The organism is Paenibacillus sp. JT31N17, assembly GCF_056269255.1.
On the sequence record NZ_JBWDNP010000002.1, the window covers coordinates 200,418 to 215,843 of the forward strand.

11 protein-coding genes are annotated in these 15,426 nt (G+C 51.4%); all 11 read left to right on the forward strand.

The window, feature by feature from the left end; all coding sequences use genetic code 11:
• Positions 1–216 precede the first annotated feature (216 nt).
• The 11 genes from AC0YOB_RS08470 (at position 217) to AC0YOB_RS08520 (ending at position 15,091) form a co-directional block, all read left to right on the forward strand.
• The gene (locus AC0YOB_RS08470) at positions 217–1,899 is read left to right on the forward strand and encodes a DUF4091 domain-containing protein (RefSeq protein WP_475792471.1); all 1,683 of its coding nucleotides are present in this window, start codon (positions 217–219) and stop codon (positions 1,897–1,899) included.
• A gap of 352 nt (positions 1,900–2,251) precedes the next feature.
• Positions 2,252–4,459: a helix-turn-helix domain-containing protein gene (locus AC0YOB_RS08475; protein WP_475792472.1), complete on the forward strand. Its 2,208-nt coding sequence runs from the start codon at positions 2,252–2,254 to the stop codon at positions 4,457–4,459.
• Positions 4,460–4,907: 448 nt separating this feature from the next.
• Positions 4,908–5,876: an ABC transporter permease gene (locus AC0YOB_RS08480; RefSeq protein WP_475792473.1), complete on the forward strand. Its 969-nt coding sequence runs from the start codon at positions 4,908–4,910 to the stop codon at positions 5,874–5,876.
• A gap of 11 nt (positions 5,877–5,887) precedes the next feature.
• Complete coding sequence (locus tag AC0YOB_RS08485) at positions 5,888–6,775, forward strand: carbohydrate ABC transporter permease (RefSeq protein WP_475792474.1); 888 nt, start codon at positions 5,888–5,890, stop codon at positions 6,773–6,775.
• A gap of 53 nt (positions 6,776–6,828) precedes the next feature.
• Entirely contained in the window at positions 6,829–8,622 is a 1,794-nt protein-coding gene (locus AC0YOB_RS08490) for an extracellular solute-binding protein (RefSeq protein ID WP_475792475.1), read from the forward strand.
• Positions 8,623–8,712: 90 nt separating this feature from the next.
• Positions 8,713–9,786 (forward strand): amidohydrolase family protein, encoded by a 1,074-nt coding sequence (locus tag AC0YOB_RS08495; RefSeq protein WP_475792476.1) that lies wholly within the window; start codon positions 8,713–8,715, stop codon positions 9,784–9,786.
• Between the two features lie 24 nt (positions 9,787–9,810).
• Positions 9,811–10,212, forward strand: coding sequence for a Rieske (2Fe-2S) protein (locus tag AC0YOB_RS08500; protein ID WP_475792477.1), 402 nt, complete (start codon positions 9,811–9,813; stop codon positions 10,210–10,212).
• A 55-nt stretch (positions 10,213–10,267) separates the two neighbouring features.
• Positions 10,268–11,365, forward strand: a complete 1,098-nt coding sequence (locus AC0YOB_RS08505; protein ID WP_475792478.1) for a mandelate racemase/muconate lactonizing enzyme family protein — start codon at positions 10,268–10,270, stop codon at positions 11,363–11,365.
• A 97-nt stretch (positions 11,366–11,462) separates the two neighbouring features.
• On the forward strand, positions 11,463–12,893 hold the full coding sequence (locus AC0YOB_RS08510; protein ID WP_475792479.1) for an aldehyde dehydrogenase family protein: 1,431 nt from the start codon (positions 11,463–11,465) through the stop codon (positions 12,891–12,893).
• A gap of 17 nt (positions 12,894–12,910) precedes the next feature.
• Positions 12,911–14,113, forward strand: a complete 1,203-nt coding sequence (locus tag AC0YOB_RS08515; protein WP_475792480.1) for a hydroxyacid-oxoacid transhydrogenase — start codon at positions 12,911–12,913, stop codon at positions 14,111–14,113.
• Positions 14,114–15,091 (forward strand): 2-hydroxyacid dehydrogenase, encoded by a 978-nt coding sequence (locus AC0YOB_RS08520; RefSeq protein ID WP_475792481.1) that lies wholly within the window; start codon positions 14,114–14,116, stop codon positions 15,089–15,091.
• The last annotated feature ends 335 nt before the right edge of the window (positions 15,092–15,426 follow it).

The following is a 15,426-nucleotide window of genomic DNA, read 5'->3' on the forward strand; positions in this document are numbered from 1 at the left end:
ATAATTCTAACATACGCGGGAAAAGAATACATGGGATGCTGATGGACATCCTTTCCGCAAGGTCAATTCTGTTATAGAATGGTTTAATATTTTGAGATTGCCGACAGGCTCACCCATTGTTAAGATGAAGCCATAATAACTGACCGGAGCTTCCCTGATTGATCCAGGGTTCGGGGGCGGCATACGGATTCTAACTGGACAAAGGGGATTAAACCCATGAAGGAAACGACGACAGCTTTTGAAACACGCTCCTTAAGCTCGCTGGCAAAGGTGTTTGCCGATTCGGAGCTTCAGGATGAACGTTCAGCAGACGGAACCGCTCTATGGAAAGAGGTATTTTCCTTCCAGATCGCTTACCGCTCCAGCACAACGATTGCCGACCTCCGTGTAGAGGCGGATTCGCCGCTCTTGCCCTATATGACCATTCGCTCCGTGGGACTTGCTCCTTCGGAGATGCCTGTATACGTCAATCCCGATGACCGTTACCTGCGTACGACGCCGGGCTTGTTTCCCGATCCGCTGTACCCGTTAAGCGACGGGCTGAGGGCGGTTGCCGGCCAGTGGCGTGCGGTATGGATCACCGTAAGTCTGCCCTCAAGGCCGGAGAGCGCTGCGCCTCTATATGCGGAAGAAACAACCTCGTATCCGATCGATATCAGGTTCAAGAATGCTGCCGGAGAACTGCTGGGAGAGGAGCAGTTCAAGCTGGAGATCGTGCAGGCCGAGCTGCCTGAGCAGGAGCTGCTGCACACGGAATGGTTTCACTGCGATTGTCTGGCGACCCAATACGGGGTTGAGGTATTCAGCGAGGAGCATTGGCGGCTGATTGAGCGTTATGTGCATAATGCCGCAGCTCATGGCGTAAATATGCTGCTTACTCCGTTGTTTACCCCGCCGCTGGATACAGCCATCGGGGGCGAACGCCCGACCGTGCAGCTGATCGGCGTGGAGCAAACAGCCGGGCATGAATATGTATTTGACTTCACGCTGCTGAAGCGCTGGATCGATATGTGCCATGGACAGGGGATTCAGCATTTCGAATTTTCCCATCTGTTCACACAGTGGGGCGCGAAGCATGCGCCGAAGATTGTCGCTACCGTGGAAGGAGAGGAGAAACGGATCTTCGGCTGGGAAACAGAAGCCGGAGGCGAAGCCTATACGCGGTTCCTGGATCAGTTTCTGCCCCGGCTTGTACAGTTTATCCGCGGGCAAGGTCTTGAGAAGAACAGCTATTTTCATGTGTCGGATGAGCCGAATGCCGATCATCTGGAGGCTTACCGGCTGGCCAGCGGCATTCTGAAGAAGCATCTGGCTGAATTTGCATTTATTGAGGCGCTGTCGGATTATGCCTTCTATGATCATGGACTTGTTCCCGTACCGATTCCATCCAATGATCATATCGCTCCCTTTCTGGAGAACAATGTAAAGCCATTGTGGACCTATTACTGCTGCGGCCAGCATCAAGAGGTTTCGAACCGTTTCTTCAGCATGCCTTCGGCCCGCAACCGCGTGCTGGGGCTGCAGCTCTATAAATTCGGCATCCAGGGATTCCTGCATTGGGGGTATAACTTCTGGTATTCGCGGCATTCGGTCCGAGCTATCGATCCGTTCCGGGTTACCGATGCGGAATATGCTTTTCCATCCGGTGACGCTTTCGCCGTGTATCCGGGAGCGGAGGGACCCATCGATTCTATCCGCTGGGAGGTGTTCTATGAAGCGCTGCAGGATCAGCGGGCGCTCGAGCTGCTAGAACGGCTTGGCGGCAGAGACGCTGCGCTGGAAGTCATGGAGCAGGAGCTGGAGGAAGCGATAACCTTCAAGACTTACCCCGTAGAGGCTGCCTGGCTGCTGGGAACGAGGGAGCGAATCAACCGCCGTATTGCAGCGCTGCTCCGGTGAAGGGAATGAATAGACCCTTTTACCAAGGGGATCCGCATGTTGTCTATACCTTGACGAGATGATATACTAATATTAATTGTCTTGTTTACGGGAGTCTGCCTTTGCGCAGACTCTTTTCTTGAATACAAGGAAGTATACGTTTTCATTTTAGACTTGACTTCTAGCCCCCGGAATGAATCTTGCTTCGATTTGACGGGTTATCGGGAGAATCTGATCAATCTGATCCTGGCAGCCTATTTCTTGCCGTCTCCTAGTACAAGACGCTCGCGTATGTAGCTAAAAAGGGTCATTAACTCATGGAGAGAAAGGGACTATTCATGGAATTTACAGTCTATCAGCCGGAGAATGTACGATGAGGATGAAGAAACATTGGTTTTATAAAACCTTGTTATCATACCTGCCAATCTTTTTTATGCTCTCATCCGTTCTATTCCTCGTATTTTTCTTCGCATTAAGTGAATATATCAAAACCTCCACCATCAAATCGATCGAGATTATCGGTGAGCAGCTCGATCAATCCGTTGAGAACATCCTTCAACCGATCGACAAGGTCATCATCCGGGATATTTTGGTGGATGAGACCATTCGGCAATTTTTCGATGAGCAGGGAAAGGCGCCCTACACGATTTACCGGATGAACCAAAAGCTGAACAATCTGCTTCTCAATTTCTCAATTATTGATTCCTTGTACATTTACCGTTATTCGGATGGACAAGTTGTAACTGAAAGCGCTTTCTCTAATATTGACGAGTTCGAAGACCGGGATTTCCTGCTTCAGCATATGGCAGGAAATTCATTAACCTCCTGGAGCGGTAAACGCGTCTATAAGGACAGCAAGCGTCCGACATCGACGGAGGTAGTCACGCTGGTAAGGAAAGCACCGTTCCAGACAGGCAGAGACGGTGTGATTGTCGTGAATATACGGGTGGATGTCCTTCGGGAAATGGTAGCGGATATGTCCAAGCTGGACATCAGTTTTGTACGTATGCTGGATGCGGATGGAGGATTGATCTTTACGACTTTGGAAGAAGATGCGGATTCCGGTGAAGTCATCTCGCGCGTTCAATCCGACTATACGAATTGGGAAATTTCAACAGGTGTCCAGTCAAAATACCGGTTTGGCTTGCTTTCGTCGTTTCCGTACGTCTGGATTGGGATCGGATTTGTGTCGATCCTGCTGGGACTGGCCTCGATCGTTTACGTCACACGCCGAAATTATAAACCGATCGAGTCGATCTTCAATCGAATCAGCAGCATGGTGGGAGAGCGCGGCGGCGGTCAGGACGAAATTCGCATGATCGACATGGCTGTTGACAAACTATTGGAGCAGTCGCGAGTTTTTCAATCGCAATTTGAATATGATGCTCACCGTCTGCGCCACCATTTATTCATGGAGCTTCTGGAAGAGGGATTTTCGAAGCCCGTCGACGAGTGGAAGAAGGAAATGGAGCGGCTGAGCCTTCCCAGCCAATTTGAGCATTTCGTGTTTGCCGTTATGGAAATTGACCGCTTTGCAGATTTTATGCGCGAGTATACAGACCGGGAGCAGGATCTTCTGAAGTATGTCATTTACAGTGCCGTTCAGGAGATGGCAGCTGAAAGCGGAGGATCGCTTTGGGCTGAATGGATCCATGCATCCCAGCTTGGAATTCTCTACTTTGCAAAAGAAGCGGAGGTCGGGACGGAAAGCGGCGATGGGCCGATGATCGATTTAGGGGAGAGGGCAGCCCGCTGGTCCGAGCAAAATCTGAAGTTTACCGTTACGTTTGGTATAGGGGGGGAAGCTGACAAGGCAAGCGAGCTCCCTCAATTGTATGGGCATGCGCTGGATGCTTTGAATCATAAGCCTTTCTTCGGGAACGGGGCAGTGATTCAATACCGGGACTTGCCGGATAGACCCGCAGGGGATCTGTATCGCTATATGGAATTGATCCGGGCGTTTGTTCACCATTACCGAATGGGCGGCGAGAACTGGCAGCAGCTGTTTTCCTCGTTCATGGATGAGCTTCAAAGCGGTCTCTCTACCCGTGAAGATATCTTGAGGGTGCTTAACTATCTGCTGTATCACCTCAATCAAAAGATGTCGGAGCATGGCGGACGAACCGGCATTTGGGAGGAGAAATGGATGCCGGAGCTGGCTGACAAACTAAGCCGCTTCGACACTTTGGAGGATTTTAGAATGGTGTCAACATCTATTCTGACCGGCATGCAATCCTATCTGCTGCAAATACGCGAGCAAAAAAAGTATAGCCAGTCGATTCGCCAGGTAAGAAAATGGATTGACGTTAATTATGCCAATCCGGAGCTGTCGCTTCTTCAGCTCAGTGAAGAGTTCAATCTGAGCACGCGTATTCTCAGCAAGCTGTTTAAAGAAGAATTCGGGGAAAAATTCATCGATTATTTGGTCCATGTCCGGATGGAAGCGGCCAAGCGCCTGCTGATGGAAACAACGGACTCCGTGCAGGTTATCGCGCTGAAGGTTGGTTATGTGCACTCTTTTTCGTTTATCAGGGTTTTTAAGAAGGTGGTTGGAGTGACGCCGGGAGATTTCAGAAAGTGAGATAAACCCGTCATTGATTTATTTATTCTTGGCAGGAGCCTTCATCAAATGATTTTCACTACGCATTTGAAGGAGGTTTTTTTGCGCTGCAAACCGTAAATGTCCGCAACCTAATGCCTCTATTCGCTCCCAGGGCCATGCACATATTTCGCAGCATGCACATAAAAGTCCGCTTACAGGAAGAAGCAGCAGCTGAAATACCTGATAATGGCTGGAATTTCCGGGTTTTATGATTAGGGACGAAGAACAATGTGCATACCGAGGAATCATGTTTATTGTCGAAACGGATGAATCCTGCTTGAATAGGAGACAGCGGAAGACATCCGCATCCGGCCTGTTCTATCCACAGCGCTTGAATCATCAACATCCATGAATGCGGTTGCATTGGGGCTGATAGACCAGGTGGTGGAACGTTCATAACACATTCTAAGGGAAAGGAGGGACATCCATGGTTGAGTTGGAGAAGGGAATCGAAGCAATAGCCTCTCCCGCAGCAATTAGAGGGGAGAACAAGATCGGGGCAGTAATCAGGGACATCAAACGAACCAAGGTCCTGCTGTTGTTTTTATTGCCGGCGGTTGTCTGGTATGTAATCTTTTATTATATTCCGATGTACGGCGTGACGATTGCCTTTAAGGACTTCTCCGTCATGAAGGGCATTATCGGCAGTCCATGGATTGGATTTACTCATTTCGAGAGGATGTTCGATTCACCGGATTTCAGCCGGGTGCTGCGCAATACGTTGATCATCAGTTTTCTTAAGTTAATCTTCGTATACACATCCGGACTTGTGCTTGCTTTGCTGCTTAACGAGGTTTTCCATGGAAGGTTCAAAAAAATTATCCAGAGCATCACCTATTTGCCCCACTTTCTGTCGTGGGTCATCATCGGCAGCATCATGGTGGAGCTGCTCTCCCCTTCCGGGCTTGTCAATGAAATTATTGTTCTGCTTGGAGGGAAGCCTATTTTCTTCCTGGCAAGCGGAAAATGGTTCGTGCCGACCCTCATTGCTTCCGATGTCTGGCAAAGTGTGGGCTGGGGATCCATTATCTACCTGGCCGCGATTGCCGGCGTCGATCAGCAGATCTATGAAGCGGCTACCATTGACGGCGCCGGCCGGTTCAAGCGAATGTGGCATGTGACGCTGCCGTCAATCGCGAATGTGATCATCATCATGATGATTTTTAATGTAGGAAATATCATGAATGCCGGCTTTGACCAAATCTTCAATTTGTATAACCCTGCGGTATATGCAGTGGGAGATGTTCTGGATACGTATGTATACCGGGTGGGGCTTGTACAAATGAATTACAGCTTCTCGGCAGCGGTGGGCTTATTTAAAAATGTGATTGCATTGGGGCTTGTCCTGCTCGTCAATCGCTTGGCTCGAAAATATGGCGAAGCCGGACTATGGTAGGGGGTGTCAGCATGTCAGGCAGGATTAAGTTCACCTGGTTTGATGCTCTGAATTATACGGGCATGGTGCTGCTCTCGTTGTCGGTCCTTTATCCCATCTGGTACCTGTTTGTTCTCTCGGTCAGCACCAGAGAAGGGATGGCGGCGCTGGACAGCTCGATTGTTCTTTGGCCGCAGGGCTTTACTTGGGCAGCTTATGAAGGGTTTATCAACCAATCCTATATTTACACGGGCTATGCCTATACAATCGGACGCACGGTGGCAGGGACGGCTGCAGCGGTTATATTGATGTGTTTGGCCGCTTATGCGCTCTCCAAAAAAATTCCATTTAAAAAGTCGTTCACCTTTCTCTTTATTTTCACGATGTTTTTTAGCGGCGGTCTCATCCCGACCTACATTCTGATTAAAAATTTGGGGCTGCTCAATAATCCGCTGGTTTATATCCTGGCGCCGCCGTTTCTATTCAATACCTTCTACATGCTGATCCTGCGGAACTTTTTTATGACAATCCCGGAGAGCCTGGAGGAATCAGCGAAGATAGACGGGGCCGGCGATGTGCGTATTTTCTTTCAGATTATGGCTCCGCTGGCGGCCCCTGCGATTGCGACCATCAGCCTGTGGGTGTCGGTGAATCACTGGAACTCCTGGTTTGATTCGTTGATTTACGTTCAGTCATCCGAGATGCAGGTCATACAGGTGCATATCCGAAAGCTGGTCATTGAGCAGAGCGCGAGTATGATGAGCAGCACGATGGATTATTTCGACAAATCTTTGATGCCGACGCCGGAAAGCATGAAAGCGGCCGGCATTCTGATCACCATGCTTCCCATATTATGCATCTATCCGTTTATTCAAAAGTATTTCGTGAAAGGTGTCGTAATGGGCGCAGTGAAAGGCTGATTGCTTGCAGCATGATGGACCAGATAAAAATATATCCATGGAGGGATCACCGAATGGGCAGGACAATGAAGCGTGCGTGGGCGTTGGCTCTGATTCTGTGCATGACAACCGCTTTGTTAGCGGGCTGCACCGGCAGCAGCGCGAAGAAAACAGAACCGTCGACGGTTGCCGGAGAAGCAGGAGGCGAGACGGCCGGATTGGACCCTTTGTCTGCGGAAGCGGCAGAGGTCATCTTCGAGAAAGTATTGGCAGAGACCGAAACGCCGGCCCAATTTGCCGAAACGCCAACTTATGAGTATACGTTCCAATTGGGGGACAGTCCGGAGGATAATGCATTCGGCAAGCGGTACTTTGAGAAGAAATTCAACGTCAAGCTGAATTTCCTGAAGCTGGATGGCGGAAATCGCAAGGAGCAGTTGAACCTGGCGCTCGCAACGGGTTCCATTCCGGATTTGACGGTGGTGTCGCTGGCAGATGTTCCGGAGTACACGAAGCAGGGGATTCTGGCGAAGCTTCCCGCAGATATGATTAAAACTAACATGCCGCATTATTACGGTCTTCTTGAGAAGAATGACCCTACGCTGTTGACCATTGCCCAGGTGGATGGTCAGAACATGGGGCTTCCGCGCCTTTATCCGAACGGCGGCGTTCCGCGTCCGGGCGCCATCCGCGCGGACTGGCTGCAGAAGGTGGGCGTCAATAAGCTTCCCGAAACGCTTGACGAGCTGGAGCAGATCTTCATTAAATTCCGCAATGAAGATCCGGACGGCAACGGTAAGAAGGACACCTACGCGCTATCGAACGGCAGCGATTATCCTGGCGAGGTCTGGTTTCAGACCATCTTTGGCGCCTATGGCGGAAGTCCTTTTCAATGGCGTGATGTAGACGGCAAGCTGCAGTTTGGCCTCACCACCCAGGAAACCAAAGAAGCCTTGATTCGACTGAACAAGTGGTATGAAATGGAGCTCATTGACCCTGAGTTTATTACGGAGAAGGGGAAAAACACAGAGGTGGAGGATGTAGCCGGAAAGTTTGCGTCAGGCAAAATCGGTTATATGGACAACTTGAGCTTCGATGATTATCAGTATGACAATGACGGTCATGTCAATTTCAAATGGGTCGTCGCTAATCCGGAGTGGCAGGCCTGGTTCGAAGAGCGCAAGGACAATCCGGAAGAGTTTTACTCTCTGGCCGCACAAAAGGATTTTAATGCTGAAATGCCGCAGCCGTATTACATTAATCTTCCTCCGGTAGCTGGACCGGATGGACATAAAGGCTATTATCGGGTCGGCTTGCAGGAGTCGGTTCTTGTATTCAGCCAGAAATTGGAGGAAGAGCAGGAGAAATATGACAAGCTGCTGCAGATTCTGGATTACATTAATACAGACAAACCGACGAATGACATGCTGGAGTGGGGTCCGGATGGCGTTATGATGATCATGAACGACGCCGGCGAACGGATCTTTAATCCGCAATGGGGAGAACATGAATTGTTCGATCCCCAGATCACCAAGCTCGGAGCCGTATGGACAACCAACCCGATGAGATGGACAAATCCGGAATGGCTGGGCACCGTTGGGGGACCACGTGAAACGCAGCGATTCAAGCTTGGCGGCGATGTCTTGCGCGATTATCCATACTTCGAGAACGCATTGAAGGTGACGCTCCCTTCCCAGGCGCAGAATATGGAAATTCTCGATACGCGCGTCAAAGAATACGTGATCAAGGCCGTTACGGGAGAGATAGACGTTGAAGCCACCTTCGACCAAATGGTGGAGGATTGGTATAAAACGGGCGGCGAGCAGCTCACCAAAGAAGCGAATGACTGGTACGAAACCCAGTCATAAATGAAGGAGCAAAGCCTGTTTGCAAGCGCTGACCGGTCAAGCTTTGGCCGGTTGGCCTATTTATAAAATTGAATTGGATGGAGGCTCACTATGGAAGCAGCAGCAGAGACGATCCGCAAATCAACCAAAGCCATCATAGATTGCGATGTTCATCCGTATCCCAGAAGCATGGATGAGATCCGCTCTTATATGCCGGAGCCATGGAAAAGCCGGTACAAAGGGAGCGGCCGCGGCTTTTTCGACAATCCCGTGCATGGCATGCGCATGGACGCTGTGCCGCCGGGCGGGGGAGGCATAGGAACCGACCCGGATTTCGTAAGGGAGCAGCTCTTCGAGCCGTTCGGCCATGAGCATGCCATTCTTATGCCGCGGGCGTTCTGCAACATGATCCCTGATCCCGATTTCGCCACGGCTATCGCGTCCGCTTATAACGAATGGTTGGCGGATACCTGGCTGGGGAAGCACAATGCAGACGGCATCTTCAAGGGCTCGATAACGATTGCCCACCAGGATCCGCAAGCTGCGGCGCGAGAGATTGAACGCTGGGCCGGCCACCCGCATTTTGTGCAGGTGATGACGGACTCCGGAGCGCGCGCTCCCTTCGGACAGCGCCAGTATTACCCGATCTATGAGGCTTGCGACAAGCACGGACTGCCTTTCGCGATTCATCCGGGCACGGACGGGATGGGCATTAATGTCCAGCCGTCGCCGGGATACCCGACCCACTATATTGAATGGCATACCTGCCTCTCGCTTGCCTTCCAGGCGCATCTTGTAAGCTATCTGACAGAAGGAGTATTCGAACGGTTCCCGGGATTCCGGATTGTGCTGGTCGAAGGCGGGGTTTCATGGCTGCCGCCCTTGATGTGGCGTCTGGATCAGGAGTATAAAGGGCTGCGGTATGAGGTTCCCTGGCTGACAAAGAAGCCGAGTGAATATTTGCGCGACCATGTGCGCATTGCCTCGCAGCCGCTGGAGCGGCCGGATAACGACCAGCATCTGCTGCAAATGCTGGAGATGCTGGATGCGGAGCATATCCTCATGTTTTCAAGCGACTATCCGCATTGGGACTTCGATTCGCCGAAGCTGGCATTCCCGAAGCTGCCGGATGCCTTGAGGAGCCGAATCTTCTACGAGAATGCGAAAGAGTTTTATAAACTGTAAACGGGCAAGGAGGCAGGATGCACTGTGGGAAGACATATCATTGGGAATGTAGGCGATTTGCCGCAGGGCGCCAGAGTGGTCATGACCCTGGAAAATCGCAGTATCGGCATCTTTAATGTCGGCGGCAAGTACTACGCGCTGAAGAACACCTGTCCGCATCAGGCTGCGCCGCTATGCGTGGGCTCGATTAAAGGAACAACCCTCCCGTCGGCCCCCGGCGAATACAAGTATGCCCGGGAGGGGGAGATCATCCGTTGTCCCTGGCATGGCTGGGAATTTGACCTGACGACCGGCAAATCGCTGTTCGATCCGCACAAATGCCTGGTGAAAACATACGAAGTCGCGGTGGAAGAGGAGCAGGACCTGCCTTCGGTAGAAACCTACCAGGTGCAGGTCGAAGCCAATAAGGTTGTTGTATATATTTGAGTAAACAGACATGGATAGTACGGGGAATAAATAATTTCTTAGCGGGGTGCTGAACTTGAAAATTACGGGTCTGGAAGCAATCATACTGCAGACGGAAGTCAAGAAGCCGGTTTTCGATGCGATGAACACGTTTGACGCTGGCGGATATGTGGTGACGAAGCTATTTACGGACGAAGGCATTACCGGCTATGCGACGACGCATGTCGGAAGGGTCAGATCCATTTGCGATATCGTCAAGGTCATCCTGGAGAAGGAGATGCTGCCGCTCATGGTCGGCGAGGACCCTTTCTTCGCGCGGAAAATCCGGCAAAAGCTGTGGGCCTCTGCGGATTATCACGGTGTAGAAGGAATCGCGCAATTTGCGATCGCGGCCTTGGACACTTGCGTGTGGGATATTGTCGGAAAAGCGCTTGGCAAACCCTCCTGTCATGTTGTAGGAGCCAGCCGGGATCGGATTCCTGCCTACGCGATGGCCGGATGGTACTACGATACGGAGAAAGAGTACGTTCAAAAATGCGTGGATGCTGCAGAAGAGGGATTTCGCGCGGTCAAGCTGAAGGTCGGCAAGACCTCTCTGGAGGATGATCTTCACCGGATCCGCATCGTGCAGAAGGAATTGGGTTCTGATATCCGGGTCATGATCGATGCCAATCAGGCGTTCGATGAAATGGAAGCTCTGCGCCGCGGGAAGGCATACGAGGAATTGGGGGTTTATTGGTACGAGGAGCCGATGATTCCGCAGTATAAGGAAAGTCAGGCACGTCTGGCGGCCAAGCTTACGATTCCGCTTGCCATCGGGGAAAACTATTACACGCGCTACCAGTTTTACGACGCGGTCAGAACGGGCGCAGGCAGCATCTATCAGCCCGACAACCGGAGAGCGGGCGGGCTCACGGAATGGCTGGAAATCGGAGCGATTACCGAGGCGGCCGGCTTGAAAATTGCCAGTCACGGAGGAGGACCCGCGAATGTCAATGCCCTCTGCGCCATTCCGAATGCGATTTATCTCGAAAGCGGAAGCTTGAAGCAGCAGGATCATGGGATGCTGGTAACCAAGATGAAGATGGTGAACGGCGAAATCCTGCTGCCCGAAGTGCCTGGAATGGGGACGGAGGTATCGGAAGACTTCATTAAGAAGCATAGAGTATCGTAATCGTAATCTAAGCATGCATGCAGGATGCCATTTGACCGCTTCCCCAGAGTCAGTGGCGTCTTGTGTTTTGTTAACGATCATACCCAGGGAGGCTGCAATGAGCATATTGGTCTATGGAAATTTAATTGGAAGGCAGTGGCGGGAGTCGAGTGAAACATTCCCTGTCGTTCATAAGTATTCTAACGAGATTCTGGCGGCAGTGTCCAAATCGTCCAGGGAGGATGTAGCGGAGGCCGTAAGCTGCGCCGCCGCCGCGTTTCGCGGGCATAAGGTGCCGGTCATGAAGCGTTACGGGATTTTAAGGAAAGCGGCGGAGCTGTTTGAAGCGCGGAAAGAGGAATTGGCGTTCACGATAGTGCGGGAATGCGGCAAAGCATTGCGGGACGCCCGCGCGGAAGTGGAAAGGGGCATCCAGACGTTTATCGCTTCGGCGGAAGAGGCGAAGCGCATTGCAGGCAAGGAAGTCCCAATCCAGGGGCAGCCGGGACAAGAAGGGAAGATAGCGTTCACGATTCGGGTCCCGGTAGGCGTTATTTGTGCCATTACGCCCTTCAACTTCCCGTTTAACCTGGTCGCGCATAAAGTAGCCCCGGCGCTGGCTGCCGGCAACGCCATCGTATTGAAGCCGTCCGAGCTCGCCCCCATCAGTGCAGTCAAAATGGCGGAAATCCTGCTGGAGGCCGGTCTGCCTCCGGGGTTTTTGAATATCGTTAACGGTTCGGGCGAAGAGACAGGCCAGTACTTGCTTGAAGACGAGCGGATTGCCATGTATACCTTTACCGGCAGCGCCGGGGTAGGCAAGCATATCAAAAGCTCAACGGGAATTCGGAAGGTTTCCCTGGAGCTGGGCAACAACTCGCCCAATATCGTTCACAAAGACGCGCCTGATATCGAGAAAGCGATCCGCCTCTGTGTCACGCGCGGATTTGCGAACAATGGTCAGGCTTGCATATCTGTTCAGAGAATTTATGTTCACCGCGACATCTATCATGATTTTATTGAAGGGGCTGCGAGCATTGCAAGCCAGTTGAAAGTGGGCAACCCGGAGCTGGAGGATACGATTGTAGGGCCGATGATTTCCGAGAAGGCTGCGATGCGTGCGGAGGAATGGATTCAAGAGGCGGTGCAGCAGGGAGCCCGAGTGGCCTTTGGCGGAGTCCGTGAGGGAGCGCTATTGCATCCGACGATTCTTACGGAGGTTACCCCCGATATGAAGGTGGTATGTCAGGAAGTGTTTGCTCCAGTCATATGCATCGTTCCTTATGATGAGGTGGAAGAGGCCATGGAAGCTGCAAATCATTCCAGCTATGGCCTTCAAGCGGGTTTCTTCACATCCAGCCTGCAATTGGCCCTGAAAGCGGCTCAAAGGCTGGAGTTTGGCGGTGTCATCATTAACGACGCTTCCTCCTACCGGGCGGATATTATGCCTTATGGCGGGGTCAAGGATAGCGGGATCGGCAAAGAAGGACCCTATTATGCGGTTCAGGAAATGACGGAAGAGAGAATCGTCGTTATCGATATGGGTTAGGTATCAAGGAGGCGGACATGAAGAACTATTGGGATTTTTATTTGACGGAAAGAATCGTATTCGGAAACGGTTCGATTATGAGGCTGGATGCGGTTTTGAAAAGGCTGAAGGCCCAAAATCTTTTGCTTATAACAGACCGGGGGATCACAAAGAGCGGCCTGACAACGAAGGTCACCGGCCTCCTGCGGGACTGGGGATATCAACTGATCGTTTATGATAAGGCTGTACCCGAGCCTCCGGTCGAGAAGGCGGTCGAATGCTACGAGTTTGCCAAAGCTCAGATGAACATCGACGCGATTATCGGATTGGGCGGAGGCAGCAGTATTGATCTTGCCAAAGTCGTTGCCTTGCTGCTGGCGCAAGGGGGGCATCCGAGGGACTATTTTGGGGAAAATGCAATCGATCATCCCATTGCTCCCCTGATCGCTATTCCCACAACCGCGGGGACCGGCTCGGAGGTAACCTCCGTTGCCGTTGTAACCGATACGGAGAATAACATCAAGGTGGGGATTTCGAACAATTATTTACGTCCTTCCGTTGCTTTGCTGGACCCTGAATTGACGCTTGAGCTGCCTCCATACGTGAGCGCATGCTCAGGGATCGACGCTTTATCGCATGCGATAGAAGCCTATATGGCAAAGGACTTCAAGTATATTCAAGCAGAGGGCGAAATTTTATTTCAGGGCTCCAATCCCATCAGCGACACATTCGCTTTACAGGCGATCGAGCTGCTGTATCACAATCTGGTAACGGCTGTGCAGCAAGGAACAAATTTGGAAGCCAGATCAAACATGCTGTTAGGCAGTCTGTTTGCCGGGATCGCGTTCTCGAATGCGGGAACCGCTCTTGCTCATGCTCTGGCTTATCCAATAGGCGGAGCCGCCAAGTCGCCGCACGGGGAGATAACGGGATTGCTTCTTCCCTATGTGATGATGTTCAACGCCGAGGTGCAGGGCAAGAAAATGTCGCTTATAGCTGAAGCCTTCCATTTGAACTGCAGCCGGCTTGAGTCCAGGCAGCAATCCTTGCTGGTTGCTGACAAGGTGCACGAGCTGTTGAAATCGATTGGTCTTCCCACGAAGCTTTCGTCTATCGGGGTGAAGAATGAGAGCCTGCCCGGCATTGCGGAGAAAGCCCTGCAGATCGACAGGTTGATTCGGAATAATCCGCGTGTGCCAACGAAAGAAGGATTGATTGCGTTGCTGGAGGATGCTTATTAAATGGAAATCCGAAAGAAGATTGTGATTACGAGGAAACTGCCGGACCCAATCATTCAGGAACTCGACGAGAGAAATTACCGCATTCATATGTGGCCGTCCGAAGACGAGCCGATGCCCCACGACAAGATTGTGAGAGAAGCCGCTGAAGCGGATGCGCTCCTTACTAATGTTTCCGATCAAATTGACAAGCAGGTCCTGAGTGCCGGCGCAAAGCTTAAAATTGTCAGTACGATGGCGGTTGGTTATAACAATATCGATATTCAGGAAGCTTCAAAACGGGGGATTTATGTGGGGCATACGCCGGATGTATTGACAGAAGCCGTTGCAGATCTGACATTTGCCCTTCTCCTGGCAGTCTCCAGAAGAATCGTGGAAGGGATGGCGTTTATTGAGGCGGATCGCTGGAACAGCTGGGGGCCGATGCTGCTGACAGGGCAGGATGTCTGGGGCTCGACTTTGGGGATTATCGGTATGGGGCGTATCGGTGAGGCCGTCTCCCGAAGGGCGGCCGGTTTCGGCATGAATATCCTGTACTGCAATCGAAACCGGAAACCTCAAGCGGAGCAGCAGCTTGGCGTCGCTTATGCCGGGTTGGACGACCTGCTCACCAAATCGGATTTTGTTGTCATGGTGGCGCCCTCTACTCCGGCGACCCGCAGAATGTTGGGCGAAAGGGAATTCAATTTGATGAAGCCCAATGCTGTCTTGATCAATACGAGCAGGGGGGAGAACGTTGACGAAGCGGCATTGTTTCATGCTTTGAAAAACAAACGGATATGGGGGGCGGGACTGGATGTATTTGAACAGGAGCCCATCACATCCCGGCATCGTTTATTGGGTTTGGAGAACGTAACGCTGCTGCCTCATATCGGAAGCGCCACCATCGCAACCCGATTGAAAATGGCCGGCATTGCGATAGATAACATTAAGGCAGTTTTGTCTGGCGGCAAGCCGCCCCACTGCGTAAATGAATTTTAACGTATCCGTCTTACAACAAGCACCATGACAGGATGGCGGGGATTTTGGGAAAAGCTTCAACAACGGTGAAAGATCATGAGGGCAAGTCGTAAAGCCGGCCATTCTTTCTCCGCGATAATTGCCTGTAAAATATAGGTTATTGCTTCAGTCTCCCATAAATTCCGGGAGATTTTTTTTTGACCTTATAGCGAGAGAAAGGTACGGTCTATACAATTGATTGGCGGTGCGATATGGTTTGTATAGAGGCGGTTGGTTTGAATATGAAATCGAACGATTTCATGTTCAGCATCCGCCGTATGAGGATCCAGGTCAACAAGCAGAAGCAGTCACACAAC

Excerpts from the sequence above, each read along its gene's own strand:
- AC0YOB_RS08470 (WP_475792471.1), top strand. The coding sequence starts at position 217 with ATGAAGGAAACGACGACAGCTTTTGAAACACGCTCCTTAAGCTCGCTG.
- AC0YOB_RS08475 (WP_475792472.1), top strand. The coding sequence starts at position 2,252 with ATGAGGATGAAGAAACATTGGTTTTATAAAACCTTGTTATCATACCTG.
- AC0YOB_RS08480 (WP_475792473.1), top strand. The coding sequence starts at position 4,908 with ATGGTTGAGTTGGAGAAGGGAATCGAAGCAATAGCCTCTCCCGCAGCA.
- AC0YOB_RS08485 (WP_475792474.1), top strand. The coding sequence starts at position 5,888 with ATGTCAGGCAGGATTAAGTTCACCTGGTTTGATGCTCTGAATTATACG.
- AC0YOB_RS08490 (WP_475792475.1), top strand. The coding sequence starts at position 6,829 with ATGGGCAGGACAATGAAGCGTGCGTGGGCGTTGGCTCTGATTCTGTGC.
- AC0YOB_RS08495 (WP_475792476.1), top strand. The coding sequence starts at position 8,713 with ATGGAAGCAGCAGCAGAGACGATCCGCAAATCAACCAAAGCCATCATA.
- AC0YOB_RS08510 (WP_475792479.1), top strand. The coding sequence starts at position 11,463 with ATGAGCATATTGGTCTATGGAAATTTAATTGGAAGGCAGTGGCGGGAG.
- AC0YOB_RS08515 (WP_475792480.1), top strand. The coding sequence starts at position 12,911 with ATGAAGAACTATTGGGATTTTTATTTGACGGAAAGAATCGTATTCGGA.
- AC0YOB_RS08520 (WP_475792481.1), top strand. The coding sequence starts at position 14,114 with ATGGAAATCCGAAAGAAGATTGTGATTACGAGGAAACTGCCGGACCCA.